Source organism: Microscilla marina ATCC 23134 (genome assembly GCF_000169175.1).
In the GTDB taxonomy this organism is placed as follows: domain Bacteria; phylum Bacteroidota; class Bacteroidia; order Cytophagales; family Microscillaceae; genus Microscilla; species Microscilla marina.
In genome coordinates this window covers 235,449-261,835 of the sequence record NZ_AAWS01000004.1, presented here as the reverse complement: position 1 = coordinate 261,835, position 26,387 = coordinate 235,449, and the positions used below count along the sequence as shown (strand labels likewise).

The window sequence follows — 26,387 nt, the reverse complement described above, 5'->3', positions numbered from 1 at the left end:
TTGTATTTATTCGTTTCTATAGGTAATGATCACAAAAAGACAAGCAGAAAAAATATTATCACTCTTCAATAGTGGTGATGAGATTAACATTCTTTTAGCGTTAAACCTCATTACATCGCTGGATGCTTTCGAAGACATCGCCCAATACAGTGATGAGTACCTTGGCAATATATCACACAAGAGCCTCGATACTATGGAGGCACTATATACCTACCAGGGAGTAAAAACCAGTGAAACTGTTATAAATATACTAGGGGTGTGGGACCAATTATTGGAAACCTCAGAAGAGCATAAAAAAGTAAAACGCAAAACTTTTCATGTATTGTTGAATTTACTTTACCTCGAAAACCGATATGATACTCAAGTGCCTGATAATGCCATTAAGTTGGTCATTAATAAAACGGGGGATAAGTTTGAGTTGTGGCTCAAAGAAAACTGGTATTTAAAAAACCTAAGTACTTTACTGCCTTACATTCATAAGGCTAACAAACTTTCGAAGGATTTGCCCAACCTACAAAAGGAATACAGTACAAGTCTGCACGGCAAGGGTATTTTAGCTAAAACCCAAAATGACCATCATTTCCTTGATTTGCTGGATATAGTTCGTAAATCAAAATCTAAAATTCAATATGCATTATTTCCTGCCTGGCAACCTGATCAAGCAAACTTAGTAGTAAAAGCTACGCTATAAATACCTATACCCTCACCCCTACTACCAACACATCGTCTATTTGTGTTTCGTTCCCTTGTTGCATCCAGTCTTCTAAGGTCGTATTTAGTATTTTTTGCTGCTCCTCCATTCTTTTCAAATGTACGTTCATCAATAAGCTCTTCAGCCTTGCCAACATAAACTTTTTATTTTCTTCGCCCCCAAACTGGTCTTGATAACCATCAGAAAATAAATAAAAAATAGTGGGCGTACTAATGTCTACTTGATGGCATTTAAACTCCTTACGTTGTCTCACTTGCCCTCCTATGCTACGTTTGTCTCCTTTAATAAGGGTCAATTGTTCGTTTTGGATATACACCAAAGGGTTTTTAGCTCCAGCAAACTCCATTATGTGCTTTTGTTTGTCTATCACTACTAAAGCCACATCCATACCGTCCCTGTTATTAGTTTCCGACTGTTTAAGTACACTGGCAATATAGCGGTGCAACAACTCTAGTATTGCATTGGGCTTGGTTTCCCTTCTTATTTTCACTATTTCAGTCATCACCTCGTACCCAATCATAGACATAAATGCCCCTGGTATGCCGTGCCCGGTACAATCAATCGCAGCAAGCAACAATTGCTCGCTCTCCAAAACTTCTATATAATGAAAGTCTCCTGAAACAATATCGCGGGGTTTGAACAAAATGAAAAAATTATCGGCTCCCAATGCATTTACTACCCCCTTGCGTAAAGACAATAAAGCATTCTGAATGGTTTGAGCGTAATTGATAGAAGCTAACAAGTTTTGATTCTTTTTGTTTATTTCCTGGTAAGCTTCTTTAAGCGCTTTATGGGTTTCTTTCATCATTTGATTTTGCGCTTCCATTTCTTCTTTTTGTTCTTGAATTTCCCAGGTACGCTCTTTTACTTTGTTCTCCAAAACCTCTTTTTGGTTGGTCACCAACGACAGGTTTTGCGCCAAAGCAGCATCTTTTTCTTTCTTGAGTATATTTAACCGGTCACCCAACGCCAACGAAAACATCAATGCCTCTAAGCCAAAACCAAAGTAAAGTGATTGTCGGGTAAATGTATTAAGTGGCAATAATCCGTTTGATGTAAATAAATAAACAAAAGAAGCAATGATCACCGAACTCCACCCCAAAATATAAAACCGAGCATTTTTATGCCCCTTACGCCAAAGGTACACACCACATATAAGCAAACTAAAAGAATAAACTAATACCATCAGTTGAAAAAACCTAAGGTAATAAGCCATGTGTATTCCTATCAGGTTAAGCAAAGGGAAAAACACCCCTAAACATACGGTAAGTGCCCAAAGCCAACGCTTTAGTTGGAGCGCATGCTGTCTAAGGTTTAAATAAAGATCTACAAATAAGGTAATCGTCCAAAACAAAGGGCTTTGCCATACCAGAAAGTTGTCCCAAAACCAGCTATAAAAAAACATGGCTTGACCATTGCTAAAAGGTGTCACCAAAAACACCATGGCAAGGTAACTCACATAAATAAGATAGAGCCTATCATGAGTAGCAAAAAACAGAAATAGATTATAAACTAACATAGACAATACCAAGCCTATAAAAATATTTAGGATTTGGTCGTAAGTGTCAAACTTTTTAATCAAACTCTGAGTGGTACCAACCTCAAAAGGAAGTAATAGGTTGAGGCTTCCTTTAACTCTTAAATAATATGTTTGAGGAGAAAGATGTTGACGAATAGGAACACAATAAAATGCAGAAGGAAACACCTTATTTTGCTGTGGGCGACTGGCTCCTAACAACAAAGGGGGGGAATAAGTACCGTCGGTTTTAGGAGTATAAAAATCAATATATTTTAAGCGAGTATCTGCTATGCTTAGCCAAACATCTTTGTTCGATTTATTTTCTATGGTAATTTTAAACCAAAAAGCAGATTTAGATACAGGGTGACTAAATATTTTTTTACGAAAAGATTGAAATTTCTGCTGAGAAGAAGGCTTTACAATATCATTAATGGTGAATGTTCCAGTATTGTCTTCTAAAACCATCATTTTTTTACTCACTGATAGTAGTTGCTCTTCAGGAATAAACTGTGCAAAATTATTGAACGAGATGCATACACACAAAGAGATAAAGATTAAAAATCTCATAAATTAATTGTATAAATAACAACACAGAAGTTCGTTTTAAACTGGTAATATACAATATACAAAAAACAGGCAATTATGAAGAAATCACCTGTTTTTTTACAGCCCTCCTCTCCTTTGAACAAATGCCCTTATTTTTTCAAAAGCTTAGATTGATGCAATAGCCAAGCAACAAAAATAAGTGGCAAACAACCAATGACATTGTACCACAAAAATGGAATATTAATATTAGGGAAAAACCAACCTACATCTACCCCCCTTGCCGCAAAAAAGGCATTGATGTACTGAGAAGTATGACAATAAATGACCAATAATTCGGAAAAAACTGCTGCAATAAAAACTTCTTTAGAGCCTACCTTTTTCAAGAAAAATGCTACCAGAAATATGCCCAAAATAGTTCCATACACCAACGAGCCTATCAGGTTTACCGCTTCTATCAAAGCACCTAACCTATTGGCAAACATAGATAGTACAATGGCATACAATCCCCACCCTATAGTCAATACTTTACTCATCCGTAAATAATGTTGGTCGGAGGCTTCGGGCTTAATCATTCGTTTGTAAATATCAATGACGGTAGTAGATGCGAGGGCATTCAGCTCAGAGGCGGTAGAGGACATAGATGCCGAAATAATCACCGATACCAGTAAACCTACCAAACCCAATGGGAGGTACTTCATCACATAACTAATAAAAATATAGTTAATATCGCGGGTATCGGCCGTATTGTCTGCTTTTACCATCACCGCATTGGCTTTACCTTTTATTTCTTTGGCTTTCTTTTCACTGGCACGCAGCCCTGCTACTGCAGCTTGTTCGGCATCATAGTTTTTTTCTTTACGCGCCTTCACCATTGCCAAAGCATAGGCTTTTTTATCCGCAGAGTTTTTATCATACGCTTGTTCCAAGGCTTTAAACTCTTGTTTATACTCTGAGTTGCGGGTATTTTCTACCAGGTTGCGTTTAAACGAAATAGGCGGCGCCTGAAACATATAAAACACAAACATCATGACTCCTATAAACAAAATGGCAAACTGCATAGGGATTTTGATCATACCATTGAACAACAACCCCAAACGACTTTGGGCTGCCGATTGCCCTCCCAGGTAACGCTGTACTTGAGACTGGTCAGTGCCAAAATAAGACAAAGCAAGAAAGAAACCACCGATAATACCAGACCAGAAATTATACTTGGTAGTTAGGTCTACCTCGAAATCTACCACATTGAGTTTACCCATTTTACCCGCCAAATGCAAGGCATCATTGAACGAAACTTCCTTAGGCAAACCATTGACTACCATATAGCCGGCTACCACCATGCCAAACAAGATAATCACCATTTGTATTTTTTGGGTTTGGCTTACTGCTTTGGTACCTCCTGATACAGTGTAAATGATCACCACTAAACCAGTAAAAAAGTTAGTCCAGTAAATGTTCCAACCCAACAATGCAGATAAAATAAGTGAAGGCGCAAAAATAGTAAAGCCTGCTGCCAAACCACGTTGCAATAAAAACAAAAAAGCAGCAAAAGCACGGGTACGGAGGTCAAAACGCTTCTCTAAATACTCGTAGGCAGTGTAGACGTTCAAGCGGCGGTAAATAGGGACAATCACTGCCGAAATAACTACCATTGCCAACGGCAAACCAAAGTAAAATTGGACAAAACGCATTCCGTCGTCGTAACCCAAACCAGGTGCCGACAAAAAGGTAATAGCGCTTGCCTGAGTGGCCATAATAGATAATCCAATAGTAAACCAGGTCATTTCGCGGTTGCCCAACAAATACGCTTGCATATTTTTGCTTCCCTGGCTCTTCCACAAGCCATAGCCTACAATCAATAATTGGGTAAGGATAAGAACTACCCAGTCTAAAGTGCCCATATTTTAAAAGATGATTTTTTTGAGATTAGAAGTAGTGGTAAGCAATTAGCCACTACAAGTAAGATTAACCCATAGTACCTGATAACTACTTGTTAGGTAAGCTATTCAAATAATTTAGTAAACATGTAAAACAGACATATCAGTAGGACAAGCTCTCCCAATACAAATACATACATCTGTGTCCAGTTTTTAAATATAGAAGGTAAACCTATTTTTTCATCTTCTTCTGTGTTTATTTGCTCTTCTTGTGGGGTTTCTTGGTTGGTCATACGTGGTTTTTTTGTTTATGAGTGTGCTACTTCCTGCCCAAGGTAAGGAAATCTTGAAGATTTTTAAAGCCTGCTCCTTCACAAAGAGGGTTATATCTTGTTAAATAATTCATAAAATTTTGTGGAAGATCAATAGGTCTCGGAAAGGCAAACTGGGCTATATATTTTTTTTACAAAAAAAACTTACATCATATTAAATAGCAAAATTATCTACTTAAACAAGATCAAACTATAATCCAAAGGCAGGCATTCGGATCCTTTCTCTGCTCTAATTACTGTAAATTAACTAGCTTACTTTCAGTGATCAGTATTCAAACAAACATTTCGAATGTACATCAATAAAACCTTGAGCATAACCATACTTTAGCTAAGAATTTGACTCAATTAAAGCAGGTTAAGCTAAAATTTTTATTGGAAAAATCTAAACATAAAAATAAATCACACAAGAAAAGGTACTTGAATAAGATAAACAAAAAAGCTGAACATTAAGTATTAATACTCATAAACAACAAAATAGTAGAGGGCATACCCTTAAAACAACTAAGTATGATACTTTTACATTTGTTATAATATATTGCAATCATTACTTGCAAAATTCATCTTTCCCAGAGATTTGCTATCTCTACCTTCCACCAATTAATAGCATTGCTTAACTTTTTGTTCCCAAATAGAGACTATTTTCTCTAACTGGTATTCTCATGCTTGCTCTTCACTACTTAATTATCTGATAATCAACATGCTATGTTCCTTGTTTAATTTTTGCCAACTATCAAACCAGATACTTAATATAAAATTTTACGATTAATCATTAACAATGAGCATTACAGCACTAACAAACACTAAGGTTACCGAGATTTATAGAAGCAGTTACATCAATGCTGATTTAATTACTGCCGAGGGAATTTTCATTATTGAAAGCAAAGGACATTGTTCTAGCAAAGATTTCAGAGGCTTATTTCAAGAGGTTGGCCAACATGCCAAGAAATACCAGGTGGACAAATGGTTTTTAGACTTACAAACTTTTTCAGCAAGTCCTGAAGACATTGATTGGGTAGTCGAGGAATGGATTCCTAAAATTACCAAAGCCATAGGTTGCAAGCATCACATCGCCTTTACTTTTCCTGAAAACGTGATTTATCAATTTGGATTCTCACGCCGTTTGAATAAACTGTTCCCAAGCGGTTGCTTACATATTATGCCTATTTCCGACAAAGTTCATGCGGTGAGGTGGCTTCAAGAATGCGATCAGTAGTATTAGTATATATTGCCTGATTTGCAGCGTAATCATATACAATCCAGGGAGTTTTACCCTTTTACCAAAGAGAAACAGTGTCCATATTAGATAGTTTGGCACATATCACCCACTCAGGGTTCTTTTTAACTTTACCTTAAGTAAATAACAGATTGGTTAAATTTTTGATAATGAAAGCATATCTTATCCTAAACGAACAATTATGAATAATATTCAATTAGCTTTAACACTTATCGATTATTTAATCGATAAACATGCGGGAACAATAGATCCCGCTCTAGTATCTACTACTGCGGCTTCCCCAGAAAACAACCCTTGGGAATCACTGGATTTAGACGCTAGTCAATTTGGACAAGAAAGTTTCCAGGCAGGTACGCCCTCAGTACCTGCCTCCACTCAGCCAGATTTTATCCCCCAAAAAGAACCACCCCAAACCCCACAACACCTTGATCAGGCAGATAATTTTATTTCAACAGCAAAAGAAACTTTACCATTGAAGTCATCTGTTGAACCTGATCAATCACCCCCTGCTCACCGCCCTGATAAGATTGACAGTCAACCTGGAGAATTTAATGATTTCAATTTCGACTTTTAGCAGCTTAGGACTTGTTTAAAAGGCATTTTATCATGTTTTTTTTGGTTAGACGTGTCAAACCAAGCTTTAGCAATTTTCTAAATCCTCCAGATTAAGTTTGGGGGCTTTGTTTCACCTTTGAAAATTAGTACTTATACTAATTTGAAAAATGCAAGGCTACAAAGTTCTGCTTTAGCTAAACTGACTTCGTTGAGTTCACCACAACAAAACGGCAAGTTGGGTTTGACAAAATACAATCAGAAAAGTTGCGTAACAACTTATAGTCTCGATGCATTAGATATCTACCAAATTTGATTCGATGTCCTGCCAACAGTTAATTTTAAACAAGCTTTTAAAAGCTAACTTTAGCTTTAAAATAGAAGGAAATAAACTGTTTAACATTACGCATTTAAAATTAAACAATTATATTTCTAAAAATCCAATATTTTCGGAAAATTTAATATAAAAAACAATCTTTTGGCATCATTTTCTCTTATTTTTAATATATAACTTCACATTTTTTATCGTTTACACGATTAATTTTGTTGAACATTTTCTACTGGATATTAAACAGTATGAGCAACGAAGACTTCCAAATATTGCAGTTGATAAAACAACTATTACAACAGAAAAACCTCAAGACTGAGGAGTTGGGTAGTTTATCTCGTGATTTGTCTCATTATGGGTCAAATGACGATTCTTCCTCTAATGAAACAGATCAAAATGTAAAAGCCATGCAAGAACGTATCGAGTACCTCGAGGAGCAACTGGATTCCACGATTAAGATGGCAGAAATGACCATAAATGGTCTGGCGCAAGAGCTTAGTCAATACACTACGCAAAACTATTCTGCTATCAACAATGAACAGGCACCTTTGCCTTCTTCCTCTAAGTTTAACTACTTGGGAGATGTTCTTTTCACTACTGAACATCAACTTCAGCAGTTACTTCCTCAATCCTTCTTTTTACAGGCGTCTCAAGACAACCTGAAGGGGAGCTTTGTGTGGGCAAAAGAAAAAATGGGTCTTGTCTATCTAATCTTTGCTTTTTGCGAGGGTACCGATAGTGACAGGTTGCAACAGGCGATTGTTTGCAATCACTTGACCAACACCATTGTACTGGAAAGCCATTTGATAGATGTAAAATCTATCCTCAATAGAGTCGATTTTTATTTGACCAAGATGCATAATGACCGTCAGCAGTTCCGCGAAACGACTCAATATGGGGTTTGTGTCATTGACAAAATAAACTCGCGTTTAGACTATATTGGCTCCAACATGACCTTGCTGTCTTTTCAACAAGATAGTTTTCAGGAATACACAAGTCCTCCCATGTTAGGTAGCTCATCTAGTCACAGTGATTTGAATGAAAAACAAAGCCTACAGATTCAAAGAGGTAGTCGCTTTTATGTATTCCCTCAAGTTGGGGAATTTCGTTCACAAGCCATTCAAAAAGTACAAGAAATAGGTCACACTGAGTTTGTCACCCAAAAAGAGCACCTCAATCAGTGGCTAAATACCCAAATATCCACCAACAATATTCATGAGTATTTCATATCTGGCTTTGGATTTTAGCCAATTGATTCACTTTTGCTGTTTTAACACGAAAATTCACGAATTAAGATGATACAAGATGACTTAAGAATCCTTCAGGAAAATGGTTTTGTTACCCAGTATGAAGATAAAACTGGAAAAATTTATGTGAGTCAAAGCACACAAATTTTTATTTGCGAAGTATTACTGCCATACATGCCTATCGAGGATTTTAAAAATCTACTATTACAAAAAGGACTACTCATCAAGCAATTTGGTTGTAGAAAATTCGTCTTCGATAAACGAGTAATTAGAGGATTTCATCAACCTTCCATGGAATGGTATTATGCAGTTTGGAAGCCTAAAATGGAAGAAAAATTTGGGTTGAGAATACACCGAAAACTATTTACTACTGAAGAATGGTTTCGAAAATGTGTGGAAGTAGGGCGAACCGAGATAAGGAGAAAGTACCCTAATAGCACAGTACATCAAATGGATATTAAAATGTGCGAGTCTCTTAAGGAAGCAATTACAACTTAAATAACTAATAAATAATTTATGCCATGTTTCAAATAGTGTTCGACCGGCAATGGCATCGTTTTCGGATTCTCTTCGAACTTTATAAGAGGAGCAACGCCGATATAGATACAGTATATGATTTACGGGAGCTTTCTATGAGCCAAGGAATCAAACTACTGGACTTTTTGCCTGCCTGGAAATATTTACAAATGGAAGAACTTATTCGAGTGCGCTTTGGAGGCTCAACAGGAAGATACCAAGCTTGTTTGACCCATTCAGGCCTCAAAGCCATAGAAGAAGTCTTTTTTAACGAAAACGAGCCAACGTATTACTTTCCGGCTTTTCGTGAGATGCAACATTAAGTACTTGTTAGCCTAGCTGCCATGGGTGAAAAAATGCTCACCTTTGATTTGCTAACAATGTGATAGAGATGGACTGATGACGGTAATTTTAGTCATAGGCACTGCCCCCTGATAACACCAAAGGTTTGGTTTGCCTTGTAGTCACTGGTTTTTATTGTACTGAAATGTATTTCAAAACCTCAAACATCCCATCACCTTACACGCTAAAATACAGTACTTAGGTAATCGTGAAATTCTCCTGAATAATTTGTTCAAGCTGAGCAAGTTCCTGATGTACAAGGTCATAATCAGATTCACTTACTCTACCTGATTCAAAAAGCAGATTGAGCCAATAATGTGTTTTATGCAGATAGTCTAAAACCTGAGAAATATGTTGGAGAATCGCTTCAGTAGAAGACAAGCTTGACATTTCTGTGATTTTTTCGCCGATGATTGTCCCATTCTCTATGAGCTTTTGGGATAAGTAAAACTCCTTATGATTGAGGGTTAGATCTTGATGAAGTGCTACAATATGAACCGCCAGGTATCTCGCTTTATTGGCCAATAACTTGAAGGTAATTTGACGCTTGTTCATATGGTTGTATTCATTTTATTTCTTTTCTAGATAGTATTAACTTTTTAAAATATCAACGTACATGCAAAATATTGTGCAAGAGAATCAAATTTATCGTTTTCAGATTCTTATGGAATTATACAAGACTAGCAATTCTGACATGGACTTTATAGCCAACATTCAGGAATTGGCCTCTAATGTAGGTATCAGTAATATGGCTTTTCAAGCCGCCTACAAATATTTGTATATGCACGAATTGATACGTATGCATCCTTCTATGGCTACTTCTGGTACCGGAAGTCAAACCCAGTACCAGGCAAGTATTACCCATCAGGGAATGAAGGTAGTAGAGGAAGTATTTAAATACCAACATAAAGCAACTGAGTATTTTCCTCCTTACCGAGAAATGATGCGCTAAGCCTTAGTACATTGCACTAAATGACTTGATATTTTCTTAAAAACTCTCCAAGCCTTTGCCAAAGAGGGCATTGTATTGTCTCGCTTCGATAAGACCATACAAGAAATGGAATATTATCAAATTTAGTAGACAATGTATATAGTACCTTGGAACAAAATAATTTAACACTATAACACTTGACCAGTTCTGACAGGTTCCGAAAACCTGTCAGAACTAAATAGCTGATTTTAAGGTGGTTTAATTTTTAAAAACCCATCATTAAAATAAAAATTTAAGTTCCAGTGTATTTAGTGACTTGTTCAAAATAGGGGTTCCCTTTAGCTTTGTTGAGCTGAACTTTGCTATGCTATTTGATTGTTTTTTAAGGAGACAAAGCTACAAAACAAAGTGCCAATACTGCCAAGCTAATTAAAGTAAAAAGGAGCAATTATTGCGTAACAATCACTTGACAAACAACTTGAAAACTTTGATTTAACTGCTAAAGAATTGGAAAACAAGCATAATTTAAATATTAACGACGATTATACCAACTTCACTAATCTACCTGAGTTTAGGTTAGATGTAGAAGCTGAAATGGCCGAGGTTGACCGATTGTTTGCTAACCTGGATTCCAATTCTGCTACACAATCGCTCAATCAAACATCTACTCCTGCTACTACTCTTAATTCCTCTGCAAAACGAGATGTACTGGAAATCAACGACTCGTATACTAATTACACAAGCGTTGCCGAGTTTAGAATAGATGTGGAAGCCGAAATGGCCGAAGTAGATCGTTTACTTGGCGAGATACCCAAAGGAATAAAGATTCATTCTGCCTCTGTGCCACCAAGAACTCTGACTGGCTCAAACACTTCGCAAGAAAGTACAGGGCTCCTGAATCAATCACTGCCTGGAAATACTGCCCTTGAGCAGGAATTATCAGCAAAAGTTACATCATTGCAAGATGAAGTAGCAGACTTGAAACTAAAACTGGTAAGTATTGAGAAAATCATGCAACTTGTTCTTGCCTCTCTCAAATAATTCTGAGAATATAAAAATAATATCCTCCCAAGAAATGAGGTTGGGAGGATATGCTCTCTTTTATTTACCTAAAGACAAGATATTGGCAAGTAAACGGTAGGCTCCTGCTACGCCTGCTGGCAATTCGCGAAAAAACGACAGTCCAGTATAAGCATAATAACCTTTGCCATATTTGGCAATCAGCAAGCTACCCTTTTTGGGGCTTTCACCCGGATCATTGCACGAAAAAATAGGCTGGTATTTCTCATCCCACTGATTAGGAAAATACAATCCACGCTCCTGTACCCAATGGTCAAAGTCAGCAGCAGTCAATTTATTAGGAGTGTTTAGTACTGGGTGTTTGGGCGCAACAAAACTCATTTTTGCCTCTTCTACAGTTACTCTATCGCGTGAAAGTTTCAAAGGGTAAGGGCCTAGCTGCTTGGTCACTGTACGACGACTAGTATTGTATTGCACGACCATATTGCCTCCACTTTTCACATAGTCAAGCAACGTTTTTTGGTGAAACTTCATACGTTTTTTGGTATTATAAGCCCTAATACCTACCATTACAGCATCGTACTTTTTTAGGTTGGCTGCTGTAATATCTGCATCTTTTAGTAAATCTACCTTATAACCAATCTGACGCAACGACTCAGGCACTTTGTCGCCTGCTCCCATAATATACCCAATCAACTCCCCTTTTTTGGCAATTTTAAGTTTGGCAATTTTGGCTTTTGCCACCGGAAATATAGTTTGGATAGGAATATGAGGATAATCAATGGTGAGCAAACCATAAGTATAAACTTTGCCCCCTGCCGTTACTATTGCCTTTGCTACACCTTCAGACGCCTGAGCGGGAGGGGTTACTTTAAAGCTAATCTTTTGCTCTTGGTACTTCTCTTTCAGGTTTACTTCTGCCGATGTAGGGCTACTTTTCCAGCCTTTGGGCAATTGTAAAGCTACTTTCCCAACAAAATTGTGGGTATGTGCTTTTACCACCACCTCTATACTTTGGGCTTGACTGGTAAACAAATATACTGGATTGACAATATTGGCAGTCACTGGTGGCGTAATCTCTAAGGCACGGTAACGCTCTCCCCTTTGCGGGATCACCCACTTATGAAATACAGGAGCCATATCTGTCAACATCAAATCACCAACCTTAAAAGTAAACTTTACCGGAATGGCAGGCTTATTTTCAGGTAAACCAATCAATATTTGTTCTTTTACCTTAAACATCCCTTTATCGGCACGCTCGTGCAACCAATAAGGCTGAGAGTTTTGAGCATTGGCAGGGATGGTTACACTTAGCTTAATTCGTTCTAAACGATTATCCTTAAGCACTTTAGATACATTGTTTTCCGCAGATACAGCATCTATTTTTTGTAAAGTAACTGGATAGTCTGAACGCTTGATTATCTGCACATTTAACTGAACCTTGTCACCAGCAGCTACTCCATACACTGGACTAAGTGCCTCGTACCATACCCCTGCACACTGAAAAATCACATTTTTGAGTTCTTCCAACTTGGCCTGTACCAATGCCGACTGGGGTAGTTTTTGCATCAGTTTATAAGCTTTGGTCAAGGTAGGAATTATTTTGGCGGGGTTTTGCACATCAAACTCTTTATAGGCTTTTGCCAATATCGGGATTAACTTTTTGCCTCCTTTGACCCGCTTCCAGGTAACATCTATCCCCTCAAACAAATCGGCTTGTCCACCGCTTACTTTGTCACCATCTACATGTTCAAAGTATTCATATTGCACCCCACGACGTTTGGCAGACCCAAACCCCTGACTACGGTGCATACTACGACTTTCGGCAGCTATTTCGCCATAACCTTTACCTAACAATACATTGTATGTACCTGCGTCTACTTTGGGATATTTCGACATGTCAGGTTTTGTTTTTGCTCCAGTAAACCGCATATAATGACGATAGGTGTTCCAAACAACCCGCTTGGGTTTCCATACTTTTACATATTTCAATTGTTCAGGATATTTGGTAGGATCAGCAGCCAATTTGCTTATTTCGGCACCAAATACTGCTGAGGTCACATGGTGGCCATGATTGCGTTTGGTAAACTCATTGTGCGAAAAGCGGGTAATGATTACATCGGGCTGAAACTTACGGATAACCCATACCATATCAGCCTTTACTTTTTCCTTGTCCCATATCTGCTGGGTTTCCTCGGTATTCTTTGAGTAACCAAAGTCATTGGCACGGGTAAAAAACTGTTGTCCTCCATCAGTACGGCGAGCAGCCAATAGCTCCTGAGTGCGAATAACTCCCAACAATTCTCTTACCTCAGTACCTATCAGGTTTTGCCCTCCATCGCCACGTGTCAAGGCTAAGTAAGCCGTTCGGTACAACCGCCCTTTGGCAAGATAGGCAATCAAACGGGTGTTTTCGTCGTCTGGGTGAGCAGCAAGGTACATTGCGGTACCAGTTACTTGTAGCTTTTTGAGTGCCAGCTTTATTTCGGCAGCATTCATTTGGGGGCGAGGTTCTGCCAAAGATTGGGCTTTTGCCGTAAGGCAAGTACCAAAAACCAAGGTCAAAACCAGCAAAAACAAAGTATTAAGTTTTGCCATAAGAATATGTATTTTGAGTAATAGGGATATGCTTTGTTCAATGCAACTTTTCGTTGTTCAATAGCCACACTGTAGGTATTGTTACAAAAAAGTCACAAAAAAAGGGAAACTCTCATTTCCCCTCGCTAATATATCAATATATTCAAATTATTTCCACGCTTTCATTCCTTTAGAAAGACTTGGATCAATGGTGTTTTTGTAGAAGTTTTTCCAACCATTGCGTTTTTCCTTGGCGTATAGCTCTTTTACCTTTTTACCTAGTGTATAAGCTTCTTTTTTCTTGCCCATTTTAGCCATCAATTCGGCCTTCCACCAGGTGTTGATCATATTTTCGCCGCCCATAGCTACCGAAGCATCAATCATACCTTTGGCTAGTTTCAGGTCTTTTTCTTTGTCAGAGTTTAACACCACTTGGTAACCAGTATTCCCTAAATTGAACCAGTTTGCCTGACCAGCAAATTTCTTTACACTTGCCATCAAAGGTCCTTTTATGTCGCTTGTAAAAGAGAAAGAAGCTTCTATTTTTTCCCAGCGAAGATTCACAGTACCTTTACCGTTGGTACCAGCAGAAATATAATAAGTCAAACGCTCTCTGTTGCGTAAACCTTTAGTGACAGTAGCTTTAGTTCTTACTAATACATCGGCTTCCTTAAAACCAAAGGCACTTCCTTTAGTAGCCAGCATCCACTCCCAATTATTTGCGTCTTTGAGGTCGAGCATTAACACATAGTCTCCTTTTTTAATATTTTTACCGTTGATTTTCACATCATTGCTAAAAGAAATCTTTGTAGGAGTATTAGCACCAGCACGCCATACTTTGCCATATTTTTCGAGTCCTCCCCAAATAGTACGTCCTTTTACTGCCGGAGAAGAGTATACAACTTTTACATCGGTCAAGCCTACAGTTTGCATTACTTCAGCACCAGGGCTAGGCGCAGGTAGTTTGGGTTGAGCAATGGCCAATGTAGTGACAGACAAAAAGAAAATCGCTGAAAACAATAAGCGTAGGTGATTCTTCATAAGATTACAGAATTAGATGTTTGTTTTGTTTTTTTAAGTTGAAGTCTCAAAGATATTAGTTTGTATAAAGATCCCCTGTTACTGAGTAGTTATTGAGTTGTTAAAGTAGTGTTAAAGGGGGCTTTTGAGGAATTTTAAAGGAAATAGTACTTGCTTTAGTTTATATGCCCATTTTATACACAAACGCTCACAAAAAGTTAGCAAAATCTGTTTGGGTTTTGTATTTTTGCTAAACATTGATAGGCAAACTTTATAAATACTCATATTGTTGTCAATGTACCTCACTTTTATACACTGGACTATCACTAAAACCTTGGGTAATTGCATGGAGCAGCCAAAAGAAAATGCCGATTCGACTGATACCCCTGTCAAAGACACTTCTATGATCAATGTGGTATGGTTTAAACGCGATTTGCGTCTCGAAGACCACGCCCCACTCAAAGCTGCTATCGAAGTGGGTTTACCTGTTTTACTTGTGTATGTTTTTGAACCCTCTTTGCAACAAAGCCCTGACTGGAACATACGCCATTGGCAATTTGTGTATCAATCTATAGAAGACCTCAATTTTGAACTGGAAGACTATCAAGTCAAGCTTCATTGCTTCCATGCTGAAGTCCCTGATGTATTCGAGTATATATTAAAAACCCACCAAATTGACAAAGTTTTTTCGCATCAGGAAACAGGCATTCGGTTGACTTATGACCGTGACCGTCAAATGCAACAGTTTTTTGAACAAAAAGACATAGAGTGGCAAGAGTTTGAACAAAACGGCATACAAAGGGGCAGGAAAAATCGTCGAGGTTGGGCACAAGATTGGCAAATATTCATGAAAGAACCACTGGCTACGCCCAACTTAGCCCAATTAAAGGCTATGCCTTACGAAGTGACCGATTTTGCTTTTTTGTTTGATTATGTGACCGGACAAAAAATTCACCTTTACTCCAAAAACTACCAACCAGTAGGCATGCGCAGTGCCCAAAAATACCTCAAAGCATTTGGCAAAAAATGCATTGTACAATATACTACCCAACATAAACAACCTGCATTAAGCAACCAAAGTAATAGCCATTTATCACCTTATTTAGCATGGGGAAACCTGAGTGTACGGCAAGTATACCAGCATTGCCAACAGTTGATGATAGACTCACCTCATCGAGCCAACTTCGAGACATACCTGCATCATTTGCGCATGCATTGTCAATGCATACAAAAATTTGAAATGGAAGATTACCTGGAGTTTGAGGCAGGGAACGAGGCGTACCTACAATTGGAACAAAATCACAAAAATGACCTCTTGGAGGCTTGGAAAAATGGGCAAACAGGTTTTCCTTTGGTGGATGCAAGCATGCGTTGTATACGCCAAACAGGGTATCTAAACTTCCAAATGCGCTCATTAATCGTGTCTTTTCTTACCCACCATTTGTGGCAATCATGGCACACTGGTGTACATTACCTTGGCCAACAGTTTTTAGACTATGAACCAGGAGTACACTTTGTTCGCTTTCAGGCGCAAGCGGGAGCTGTAGATACCCATAAGGTAAAAATTTTGAACCCAATAAAAGTCTCTAAAAAGTGTGACCCTAAAGCCCAGTTTATAAAAAAATGGGTACCTGAGCTTAAAAACATTCCAGCAGGGCTCATTCACGATTTGAGCAAGATGACTACCATTGAACAAATTTTTTATAAATGTACTATTGGTCAAGATTATCCTGCCCCTATAATAAATATCAATGCTACGCATCCACACGCCAAAGCTGCACTTGAAGCATTAAAAAAAAATGAGGAAAAAATGATTCACTCCATAGAGTTAGTCAAGGAACAACCATCTGTTGATTATTCCCCATTGAAAGATTCCACCAACAAAGCAGTAATATTTTCTGACAAGCACCAGAGGCTTACCATTCATAACTAATTAATATACTGTGGCTTCTTGCTTGCGATTGGCATATACCAGGCGGTAAAAACGTAAGGTGAGAAAAATAGCGGAGACAGTAAGCCCTAATAGTAGCCCTACCCACATACCTTCTACACCCCAATTGAAGTGAAAGCACAAGACATAACCCACTGGCAAAGCAATGAACCAATAAGATACCAAGGTGATGACAGTGGGTAGGTTTACATCGCCTATGCCTCGTAACACCCCCAAACCTACTACCTGAATGCCATCTGACAATTGAAAAAAGCCTGCAATGATCATTAACGAAGCGGCTATATTGATTACCTGTTGATCGTCTATGTATACTTTTACCAAAAAGTAATTGAACGAAATAAACAACAAACAAGTAATGCTCATAAATATAAATACTAACATAAAAGCACTGGTGCCTGCCCTGAATATCCGAGCTGGACTTTCTTCTCCGGCGGCGTTGCCTACCCTGATAGAACCCGCCACCCCTAACCCAGTAGCTGCCATATACGTAACCGCGGCAAGGTTGAGCGCTATTTGATGGGCTGCCAATGGTTTGGCACCCAGCCAACCTACCATAATTGCCGCCCCAGCAAAAGCTGACACCTCAAAAAAGTGCTGAAAACCAGCCGGCAAGCCTTGTTGAAGTATGATTTTAGTTTGTGAATAAGTGGCTTTAAATAGGGTAAATGTACGTAGAAAAGGGCGAAAACGTGGTTTGGTAAACACATACCAAAACATACCTACAGCCATTAACGCACGAGTAATCAAAGTAGCATACCCTGCTCCAGCCAACCCTAATGCGGGTGCACCAAACTTCCCATAAATAAGCACATAGTTCAAACAAACATTTACTGCTGCACTGGCATAGGTCACATACATGGCAGGTTTGGTAGCTGATATGCCTTCGGCAAAATGTTTGGCTACCATAAACAACATCATAGGAATGGCCGAAAAGGCAATGATGATCAAATACTCGATGGCAAGTGGTACTACCTTTTCAGGTTGAGCAAATATGTCAAAATAAGATACCAGCAAGTAGCTAATACCAACAAACAATACCCCAAAAGTAAAGGCTACTTTGATACCTGCAGAAAATAGAGCCCCACAAGCATCTTTGTCTTGTTTGCCGTGGCGAGTAGCTACAAGCGGGGTTACTATAGAAATAGTGCCTAACCCAAATATGGTAAGCATAAAAAATATGGCATTGGCTATAGAAGAAGCTGCCAAAGGCACTGCACCTAGTTGCCCTACCATTACATTATCTATCAACGACATGAGCATTACCCCTACCTGCCCTATCATAATAGGATAACTTAGCCTAAGGGTAGCTGCCAAATCTTTACGGTATGCCTGATAATATGCCCGTATCTTTTTGATTTTAAGCATTCTTAAATTAGTGATCTATTGTGTCAAAAAATTCCACAAAGCTACTAAAAACCCCTTGCATAGCCGATGGCTTTGCCAAATCTTTTCTCGGTTTCTCAATAAATTGTACTACATTTGACCCTCACAGAAAACAGGGGGAAAGGTAGTTTTATTGCAGTAATTAACCATCAAGCCAACCAAAACTTCTGTTCTTATCAATATTTGTATCACTTTATTGGGTACTGGCTAACCAAAGCCTCATGTGTCTGACCCAATCACATTACTTAAAAAAAACCAACACCTTATGTCTACATATAGTGCAGAACTCAAACGAGTAACTACTCACTCGCTTCAGGAAATGAAAACCTTAGGCGAAAAAATATCTATGCTTACCGCTTACGACTACTCTCTGGCAAAAATTGTAGATGGCGCTGGAGTAGATGTTATTTTAGTAGGTGACTCCGCATCTAACGTAATGGCAGGACACGAAACTACCTTGCCTATTACACTTGATCAAATGATTTACCATGCATCGGCGGTAGTAAGAGCTGCCAAACGTGCCCTGATTGTAGTTGACTTACCTTTTGGCTCTTACCAAGGTAACTCTGAGGAGGCTTTACGCTCAGCTATTCGTATTATGAAAGAATCGGGCGCCCACGCAGTAAAACTGGAAGGTGGTGCCGAAATCAAGGAATCGGTAACGAGGGTATTAAGTGCTGGTGTACCAGTAATGGGACACTTGGGGCTTACTCCTCAGTCTATTTATAAATTTGGAACGTATACCGTGCGCGCCAAGGAAGAAGAAGAAGCTGCCAAACTTATTCAAGATGCCCTTGTTTTACAAGAGTGCGGCTGTTTTGGAATAGTACTGGAAAAAATACCGGCTCCGCTTGCCAAAAAAGTATCTGAGTCTTTGAAAGTTCCTACCATTGGTATTGGAGCCGGGGTTGATACCGACGGACAAGTATTGGTACTACAAGATATGCTGGGAATAAATAAAGACTTCAAACCGCGTTTTTTACGTCGTTATGCCGACTTACACTCTGTAATTACGGGGTCTATTCAAAATTATGTGAGCGATATTAAGAAAAAAGACTTCCCTAACGAGAAAGAAAGCTATTGGAATAAAAAATAAATTTCTGTAATTTAGATTTGCAAAACAACTTCGGTTATTTATAAGGAATGGTGTAAAAATAAAGTTCTATAGTAACGCCAAAATATTTTGTTGGCAGGATAGGCAGGGCAATATCCAGTGGATGTTGAGCCCGCCCTGCGGGACGGCGGCATAGCAGCGCTACGTCAAGTTTTTTTAACGAATTCTGTCAGCGAAAGATGACGTTAAAAATGTAAATTTATTTTGGTACTATTCCTAAGGAATGTATAAATCGTACAATTATGGAAACGCTTGCGAATCAAGATGAAAAAATGAAAATTGCTGAGTACTGGATTACAGGGGCCATTACTGCCCCAAGTGAAGTACAAGGTAAATTGAAGCGAATGAAGGAACTTCAACAACAAATAGAAGCTTTGCAAAATAAAAAGCTTCACTTGGTAGAAGAAATTATTCAAGAAGCAGAACAATTTTAATTAAGGTATTACTCGGTTTCTTTTCCATATAATCAACACCTTCTCAAAAACCCTCGTGGTGGTCTGAAAAGGTGTTTTTGTTTATTAGCCCATTATCTCAACCACTCTAACAAAGCCCAATCGTTTCGAGCAAGACGCATTTCATCTTCCAACATAAGCAAATGATGTTCGATTTGTTGAGAATTTTGCTCTTTGAGGTGTTCGAGGGCATCTTGGCTCAAAGCCGAAACGGTTTCGTGTCTGCGTTGCAAACTATATTGTAAGTTATCAATGAGGGCAGTTAATTGCACTTTAGCATCGTTTTGTAACGATATACTTTGACTATTCAATGAGGGTTGTGTACCTTGCATTGTTCGTGTTGTTTAACGTGAATAAAAGCCAATGGGGACAGGTCTCAAACTATCCCATTGGCTACTTTTTCACCCGAAAAAGTGATACAAATATAGTAGAAAAGAGGCAAAAGTCTTAATTTAACGTCCATTTATTTACAAGCATACCCATATTTTTTTAATACAGGAAGCAGTTTACCTGTTGTCTTTTGTGACAAAGGACGTTGTTCTAAAAAAATTTTACTCAAATAACTACTTGAGAGTCCTGCTTCTTGTCCTACCCCATTGACACTCAACGAAGGGCGTTCATCAAAAAATTGCTTCAATTCTTCTATAGTCATATTCTTTCATGGCATTGGTTCGCCTTAAATATAATAAATTTATTGGACAACGCTTGCTAACGAAATACCGCAACCATTACGAAATAACGTATAAAAACTACTGTTTTGTAACGCTTCCATTTTTGATAAAACAGAAAAATGAAAATTTATTTCACTGACTATCAACTACTTAAAAAATATTTTTTAAGCAAAAATGCTTTTGGTCTTTCGTTTGAATATATAGTAATCAAAGATATTTAATAAGCTTTGTGGTTAGGAAAGAAAAACGAGATTCTGTTAGGGTCTCGTTTTTTACTTTAGTGCCTTTCTGAAATGCTCTCCTGTTTCACTGTGTATGACCAACCCACTCCAACAAATCTTACAAAAGTCGTTTATTAGGTTTCGAATGGCATTGCTCAGGTCACCCTGCGGTAAGGCCTTCTCGGAGGGTAGGCGCCAGCCTGACCAATAAGCCTGGCTATTCCGGCGAATAACGGAACAATTACCAACCAAGAAATTCTTACAAAAGTCGTTTATCAGGTTTCGAATAGCATTGCTCAGGTCACCCTGTGGTAAGACCTTTGCGGAGGGTAGTACTGGTGTTGTTTTCTAAATGATGGAGCAAGCATTCCGATAAACGATTACACATGAGGGCAATCACATTACCCCTACTAACGAAATACCGCAACCATTACGAAATAACGTATAAAAACTACTGTTTTGTAACGCTTCCATTTTTGATAAAACAGAAAAATGAAAATTTATTTCACTGACTATCAACTACTTAAAAAATATTTTTTAAGCAAAAATGCTTTTGGTCTTTCGTTTGAATATATAGTAATCAAAGATATTTAATAAGCTTTGTGGTTAGGAAAGAAAAACGAGATTCTGTTAGGGTCTCGTTTTTTACTTTAGTGCCTTTCTGAAATGCTCTCCTGTTTCACTGTGTATGACCAACCCACTCCAACAAATCTTACAAAAGTCGTTTATTAGGTTTCGAATGGCATTGCTCAGGTCACCCTGCGGTAAGGCCTTCTCGGAGGGTAGGCGCCAGCCTGACCAATAAGCCTGGCTATTCCGGCGAATAACGGAACAATTGCCAACCAAGAAATTCTTACAAAAGTCGTTTATCAGGTTTCGAATAGCATTGCTCAGGTCACCCTGTGGTAAGACCTTTGCGGAGGGTAGTACTGGTGTTGTTTTCTAAATGATGGAGCAAGCATTCCGATAAACGATTACACATGAGGGCAATCACATTACCCCTACTAACGAAATACCGCAATCATTACGAAATAACGTATAAAAACCGCTATTTTGCACCTCTTTCACTTTCGATAAAACAGAAAATTTAAATTTTATTTCACTGACTACCAACTACTTAAAAAATATTTTTTAAGCAAAAATGCTTTTGGTCTTTCGTTTGAATATATAGTAACCAAAGATATTTAATAAGCTTTGTGGTTAGGAAAGAAAAACGAGATTCTACTAGGGTCTCGTTTTTTACTTTAGTGCCTTTCTGAAATGCTCTCCTGTTTTATCTGTGTATGACCAATCCACTCCAACAAGTCTTACAAAAGTCGTTTATTAGGTTTCGAATAGCATTGCTCAGATCACCCTGCGGTAAGACCTTCGCGGAGCGTAGTACTGGTGTTGTTTTCTAAATGATGTAGCAAGCATTCCGATAAACGATTACACATGAGGGCAATCACATTACCCCTACTAACGAAATAACGCAATCATTACGAGATAACGTATAAAAACCGCTATTTTGCACCTCTTTCACTTTCGATAAAACAGAAAATTTAAATTTTATTTCACTGACTACCAACTACTTACAAAATAGTTTTTAAGCAAAAACGCTTTTGGTCTTTCGTTTGAATATATATTAATCAAAGATATTTAATAAGCTTTGTGGTTAGGAAAGAAAAACGAGATTCTGTTAGGGTCTCGTTTTTTACTTTAGTACTCTTCCACAAATATAAAAACCCTGCTCAACTCAATGAACAGGGCCTGTTTATAAGGTGTCAGTAAAAGAAATGCCTATTTATCGCTCTTCTTAAACTCTTCCATAGTTTTTACTTTAATCTCTCCTATTTTGGCTTTTGCCAATCGGTCATTCATACTTTTCAGCTCTTTACTTTTAATCTTCAACATACGCTGATAAGCAGCTTCTACCTTTTTCTCCAATACATCAACACGTTGCAGTTGGTCTTTTGACGGACGACCACTGTAGCCGCTAATTTCGCCATACAATGCTGCTAACTTTTCGTTCAAACGTTCTTCAGCACTGTCTGTATAATTGTCGCCACTGGTAATCACCAACTCACTGTTAAACTTGGCCATTTCATTTGACATTGCCTTGAGCTTTTTCACCAAACGTTTGTTGCCTTTTGCCTCGTTTTTAGCTTTAGCAGTGGCATCTTTCATAATCGTTTGTACTACATTGGCAGTATATGCCAACTTTTCTATCAGGTTGTACAAACGCATCGTAGTTTGTTGGTAAGCCTTGCGGTCTGCTGCGGTGTAAGGTGAATTGGGGTCTGTTTTTACCTCTATAGTCGTTTCAAACTTGTCTTTGCCTTTGGTTAGCTTTACTGTATAAGTACCTTCGGGCAATAATGGACCATTGAATGCCCCAAAAGTAAAGGTTTTGGCCTTGGGCGTTTTCGGAGCCTTCAGACGAGGATTCCAGTATACCACATTGAGCCCTGCACTTTTAGCTGCAGGCACAGTACTCACTTTATTACCTTTAGCGTCAAATATCTCTATTTTCATAGAACCAAAAATGTGGCGTTTTTTCTGAAAATAGATGATTTTTCCAGCAGGGTTAGGGTTTTCACCCACAAACTCGGCTGCTCCAGGAAACTCTTGCCCTCCACCCAAAGAGCGGATGATGATAGGCTTAGACTTTAGAAAGTAAAGTTTTTTACTAGCTATTTCAGGAGTTATTTTTCGCAAAGGAGAAATATCATCTATAATAATAATACCCCGTCCGTGCGTACCCATTACCAGGTCATCTTCGTCGGCTTGTAATACCATATCACGAATGCTTACCATAGGCAAATTGTTTTTAAAACGTGACCAATTCTTGCCTTGATCTATGCTTATATACAAGCCCAGCTCAGTACCCAAAAATAATAAATCACGGCTTTTCAGGTCTTCACGAATCACATGGGCATAGCCTTTAATATCAGCTGTAGCAAGCGGCTTCCAGGTTTTACCCCCATCGGTCGTTTGGTATACATACGCTTTTTTGTCTCCAGTACGATGTCCGTCAAAAGTAGCATACGCTGTGTTTTTATCAAAACGACTGGCTTCTACACTACTACACCAAGTGTTTTTGGGTAACCCCTTAATATTAGGTGTAGTGTTCATCCAGTTTTTACCACCATCTGTAGTCACCTGTAGGTGACCATCATCAGTGCCTACCCATATCACTTTTTCGTCCAGTACCGATTCGCTAATTGTAAAAATAGTAGTATTGGTTTCGGCAGCCGATACGTCGGGTGTAAGCCCACCCGATGCACGTCGTTGTCGTTTGGGGCTATTGGTAGTTAAATCAGGCGAGATTTTTTTCCACGATTCACCATTGTCATTTGAAATGTGCAAAAACTGGCTCCCCATATACAACCTATTGGGGTTGTGTACACTTAATATGGCAGGTGTGTTCCAGTTAAAACGATATTTAGGATCGTTTTGCTGAGGCATTGGAGTAATAGTCTTTCGTTGCCCAGAACTTAGGTTATAACGCCACATTTTACCCCCTTGCATTTCGCAGTATACCAGGTTTTTGTTTTTAGGATGACGCATTGCAACAAAACCATCACCCCCTCCCAGGTTACTCCAGTCACGATTTTGCACGCCATTAGACGAGCGAGAAGGACCTACCCAACTCCCATTGTCTTGCAAGCCTCCGTACACATTATAAGGGCGCTCATTGTCTACGCTTACGCGGTAAAACTGAGAGATTGGAAGGTTTTTCAAGTGCATAAAAAACATTCCATCATCAAACGACTGATACACGCCACCATCAGTGCCTACCAATATGTTCTTAGTATTTTGTGGATTTACCCACACTGCGTGCATGTCAGAGTGTACACCACTGCCCACCGTACGGAAACGCTTGCCACCATCTTTACTTATAATGAGGTTTAGCCCCATTTTAAAGACTTTATTTTCGTCTTTTGGGTCTACCACCAAGCGAGCAAAATAAAAAGGACGTACTACTACCCCAAAATCAGTATTAATCAGCTTCCAGTTAGCGCCACCATCGGTAGACTTATACAAACCATTTTTTGCTCTCTTTTCTGACTCTACAGTAGCATACACTATATTTGGTTTAGAAGGAGCCGATTGTACAGCCATACGCCCCAATATGCCTTTAGGAAAACCATTGTGGATTTTTTTCCAGGTTTTGCCTCCATCGGTTGTTTTATACAAGGCACTGCCTTTGCCACCAGACTCAAAAAAGTCAGGAGAGCGACGAAACTGCCACATAGAAGCATAAATTACCTCTGGGTTTTTGGCGTCCATTGCCATATCAGCCAATCCAGTATTTTCGTCTACATATAACAACTGTTTCCAAGTTTTGCCTCCATCTTCGGTTTTATACACTCCACGGGTTTTGTGTGCATCCCACAAATGCCCCAATACTCCCACATACACAATATCAGAGTTTTTGGGGTGTACAATAATCTCGCTGATACGTTCTGAGTCTTTAAACCCCATCAACTTCCAGTTTTTACCTCCATCGTTAGTCTTATACAAACCTGTACCCACCGATACACTATTGCGTACCCAAGGCTCGCCAGTACCTACCCAAATAGTTTTAGGGTTTTGCTGGTCAACAGTTACCTTACCTATAGATTGTGAGTGCTTGTCGAAAACAGGACGAAAGTTAACACCTCCACTGGTGGTTTTCCATACTCCGCCGCCCGCCGTACCTACATAAAAAGTTTTAGGGTCACTGTTTACCCCATCAATATCACTTACCCGCCCACTCATTACTGCTGGTCCGATATGACGCGCTTGCATCGTTCCAAATATTTTACCTCCTTTAAGCGGCTTTTTGGTTTGGGCGTAGGTAGTAATCATTCCAGCCCATAGCACTCCACACCAAACAAGCATTGCCCACTTGGTTTTTTGTATGATATTCATTTCAGAGAAGTTTAAGTTTCTTTTTTCAAAAAAAATGTCAGGCAACCAAGTATGCCTTCGCTACTTCATTGCCTGACAATTGTTATTTATATTATATCTACTGCTCCGTTTGACAACATCAAATACCTCATTGCTTTTCAGAAAATGTAAATATTTTATTAGAGATTTTTTCATTTACCTGAACGCTGTCAAACTGCATTTTGGCAATTACTTTTCCATCGATACGCTCTTCCATATAGTGGGCAATCATATAACCCTCCACTTCTTTGAAATCGCTTTGGTAAGTTTCTTTTTCTACCAATACATCAGGCTTCATTGGGTGTACCGACTTGCCTCTTACCATAATCAAAACCCCTGAATCTGTATCCAAAAAGAAAGCCTTTACCTGTTGGTCTTTTCTCACCACTTTTATTTTATAACAAGTAGTGCCTTCTACCTCTTCGGTACCTTCCAAGGTTGCCTTGTGTCCTTTTTTAGCGGCATTGATAAACTCATAGTCAAAGTCAGCATCTATGATTGTACTTGTTTTTGCGGCGCCTGCCATATACTGAGGTTTATCACTGCCTCCTGGAAAAGGGTAAATTTTCCAGGCATTGACCCCATCATACGCATTGACCAGAGTTTTGCCCTGTATAGTCACCTCCACCTTAAAAAAATGAGGTGCTTTTCGATATACTTGAGTCGCAAACTCCATCCCTCCCATGGTAGTTGTACCTTTGAGTACCATAGAGGTAAGCTTTGACTTCGAAGTAGTTTGCACACTCTTTTGGTGCAATGCAATGACCTCTTTGAGTGTTTGGGCATAAGTCAATTGTGCCACCAGGCAATAAACTCCCAATAAAATTCCACGAATAACCCAGGTATGTTTTTTCATTATTGTAGTGTGTATCTAATGATTTAATCTATCACTAAAACTACCAATGAAAACACTTCCCCGCCATTGTAAGTG

Annotated in this window: 22 protein-coding genes; 11 read left to right on the top strand and 11 right to left on the bottom strand. The window is 38.7% G+C overall.

The genetic code is table 11. The features are described 5' to 3' along the window. Positions 1-25 precede the first annotated feature (25 nt). A complete protein-coding gene (locus tag M23134_RS05005; RefSeq protein WP_002694336.1) occupies positions 26-691 on the top strand; it encodes a hypothetical protein in 666 nt (221 codons plus the stop codon). A gap of 4 nt (positions 692-695) precedes the next feature. Here the strand turns inward: M23134_RS05005 and M23134_RS05000 are convergent, their stop codons facing one another. From M23134_RS05000 to M23134_RS40955, 3 genes are all read right to left on the bottom strand, one after another. Further along, positions 696-2,798, bottom strand: a complete 2,103-nt coding sequence (locus M23134_RS05000) for a 7TM diverse intracellular signaling domain-containing protein (protein WP_002694335.1) — start codon at positions 2,796-2,798, stop codon at positions 696-698. Positions 2,799-2,926: 128 nt separating this feature from the next. Then, a complete protein-coding gene (locus M23134_RS04995; RefSeq protein WP_002694334.1) occupies positions 2,927-4,675 on the bottom strand; it encodes a sodium:solute symporter in 1,749 nt (582 codons plus the stop codon). Between the two features lie 101 nt (positions 4,676-4,776). After that, positions 4,777-4,944: a hypothetical protein gene (locus tag M23134_RS40955; protein WP_002694333.1), complete on the bottom strand. Its 168-nt coding sequence runs from the start codon at positions 4,942-4,944 to the stop codon at positions 4,777-4,779. Positions 4,945-5,758: 814 nt separating this feature from the next. On the opposite strand from M23134_RS40955, the gene M23134_RS04990 reads away from it, so the two are divergent. The 5 genes from M23134_RS04990 (at position 5,759) to M23134_RS04970 (ending at position 9,183) form a co-directional block, all read left to right on the top strand. Continuing rightward, positions 5,759-6,196, top strand: coding sequence for a hypothetical protein (locus M23134_RS04990; protein ID WP_002694331.1), 438 nt, complete (start codon positions 5,759-5,761; stop codon positions 6,194-6,196). 202 nt (positions 6,197-6,398) lie between these two features. After that, positions 6,399-6,791, top strand: coding sequence for a hypothetical protein (locus M23134_RS04985; RefSeq protein ID WP_002694330.1), 393 nt, complete (start codon positions 6,399-6,401; stop codon positions 6,789-6,791). Between the two features lie 554 nt (positions 6,792-7,345). Then, positions 7,346-8,344 (top strand): hypothetical protein, encoded by a 999-nt coding sequence (locus M23134_RS04980; protein ID WP_002694329.1) that lies wholly within the window; start codon positions 7,346-7,348, stop codon positions 8,342-8,344. A gap of 48 nt (positions 8,345-8,392) precedes the next feature. Then, positions 8,393-8,842 (top strand): hypothetical protein, encoded by a 450-nt coding sequence (locus M23134_RS04975; RefSeq protein WP_045113015.1) that lies wholly within the window; start codon positions 8,393-8,395, stop codon positions 8,840-8,842. 23 nt (positions 8,843-8,865) lie between these two features. Further along, on the top strand, positions 8,866-9,183 hold the full coding sequence (locus M23134_RS04970; protein ID WP_045113014.1) for a hypothetical protein: 318 nt from the start codon (positions 8,866-8,868) through the stop codon (positions 9,181-9,183). Between the two features lie 217 nt (positions 9,184-9,400). Here M23134_RS04970 and M23134_RS04965 read toward each other — a convergent pair whose 3' ends face one another. Next, entirely contained in the window at positions 9,401-9,757 is a 357-nt protein-coding gene (locus tag M23134_RS04965) for a four helix bundle protein (protein WP_002694326.1), read from the bottom strand. Between the two features lie 61 nt (positions 9,758-9,818). Between M23134_RS04965 and M23134_RS04960 the strand changes: the two genes are divergently transcribed. Further along, positions 9,819-10,154 (top strand): hypothetical protein, encoded by a 336-nt coding sequence (locus tag M23134_RS04960; RefSeq protein ID WP_002694325.1) that lies wholly within the window; start codon positions 9,819-9,821, stop codon positions 10,152-10,154. Positions 10,155-10,640: 486 nt separating this feature from the next. Beyond that, entirely contained in the window at positions 10,641-11,174 is a 534-nt protein-coding gene (locus M23134_RS04955) for a hypothetical protein (RefSeq protein WP_002694324.1), read from the top strand. Positions 11,175-11,234: 60 nt separating this feature from the next. Here M23134_RS04955 and M23134_RS04950 read toward each other — a convergent pair whose 3' ends face one another. Both M23134_RS04950 and M23134_RS37540 read right to left on the bottom strand, forming a co-directional pair. Next, positions 11,235-13,751, bottom strand: coding sequence for a PIG-L family deacetylase (locus M23134_RS04950; protein ID WP_002694323.1), 2,517 nt, complete (start codon positions 13,749-13,751; stop codon positions 11,235-11,237). Positions 13,752-13,898: 147 nt separating this feature from the next. Beyond that, positions 13,899-14,771, bottom strand: coding sequence for a DUF2911 domain-containing protein (locus M23134_RS37540; RefSeq protein ID WP_053337246.1), 873 nt, complete (start codon positions 14,769-14,771; stop codon positions 13,899-13,901). Between the two features lie 325 nt (positions 14,772-15,096). Between M23134_RS37540 and M23134_RS04940 the strand changes: the two genes are divergently transcribed. Continuing rightward, positions 15,097-16,683: an FAD-binding domain-containing protein gene (locus tag M23134_RS04940; RefSeq protein WP_053337245.1), complete on the top strand. Its 1,587-nt coding sequence runs from the start codon at positions 15,097-15,099 to the stop codon at positions 16,681-16,683. Here the strand turns inward: M23134_RS04940 and M23134_RS04935 are convergent, their stop codons facing one another. Further along, positions 16,684-18,066, bottom strand: a complete 1,383-nt coding sequence (locus M23134_RS04935; RefSeq protein WP_002694319.1) for an MATE family efflux transporter — start codon at positions 18,064-18,066, stop codon at positions 16,684-16,686. Between the two features lie 283 nt (positions 18,067-18,349). Between M23134_RS04935 and panB the strand changes: the two genes are divergently transcribed. Both panB and M23134_RS04925 read left to right on the top strand, forming a co-directional pair. Continuing rightward, positions 18,350-19,180 (top strand): 3-methyl-2-oxobutanoate hydroxymethyltransferase, encoded by an 831-nt coding sequence (panB, locus tag M23134_RS04930; RefSeq protein WP_045113013.1) that lies wholly within the window; start codon positions 18,350-18,352, stop codon positions 19,178-19,180. Between the two features lie 260 nt (positions 19,181-19,440). Beyond that, positions 19,441-19,632: a hypothetical protein gene (locus tag M23134_RS04925; protein WP_002694317.1), complete on the top strand. Its 192-nt coding sequence runs from the start codon at positions 19,441-19,443 to the stop codon at positions 19,630-19,632. A 92-nt stretch (positions 19,633-19,724) separates the two neighbouring features. Here M23134_RS04925 and M23134_RS04920 read toward each other — a convergent pair whose 3' ends face one another. From M23134_RS04920 to M23134_RS04905, 4 genes are all read right to left on the bottom strand, one after another. Continuing rightward, the gene (locus tag M23134_RS04920) at positions 19,725-19,982 is read right to left on the bottom strand and encodes a hypothetical protein (RefSeq protein ID WP_002694316.1); all 258 of its coding nucleotides are present in this window, start codon (positions 19,980-19,982) and stop codon (positions 19,725-19,727) included. Between the two features lie 131 nt (positions 19,983-20,113). Next, the gene (locus M23134_RS04915) at positions 20,114-20,302 is read right to left on the bottom strand and encodes a hypothetical protein (protein WP_002694314.1); all 189 of its coding nucleotides are present in this window, start codon (positions 20,300-20,302) and stop codon (positions 20,114-20,116) included. Between the two features lie 2,019 nt (positions 20,303-22,321). Further along, positions 22,322-25,438 carry a WD40/YVTN/BNR-like repeat-containing protein gene (locus M23134_RS04910; RefSeq protein ID WP_232296776.1) on the bottom strand — a complete coding sequence of 1,039 codons (3,117 nt, stop codon included), beginning with the start codon at positions 25,436-25,438 and terminating at the stop codon, positions 22,322-22,324. A 127-nt stretch (positions 25,439-25,565) separates the two neighbouring features. Further along, the gene (locus M23134_RS04905) at positions 25,566-26,312 is read right to left on the bottom strand and encodes an outer membrane lipoprotein-sorting protein (protein ID WP_002694311.1); all 747 of its coding nucleotides are present in this window, start codon (positions 26,310-26,312) and stop codon (positions 25,566-25,568) included. Positions 26,313-26,387 lie beyond the last annotated feature (75 nt).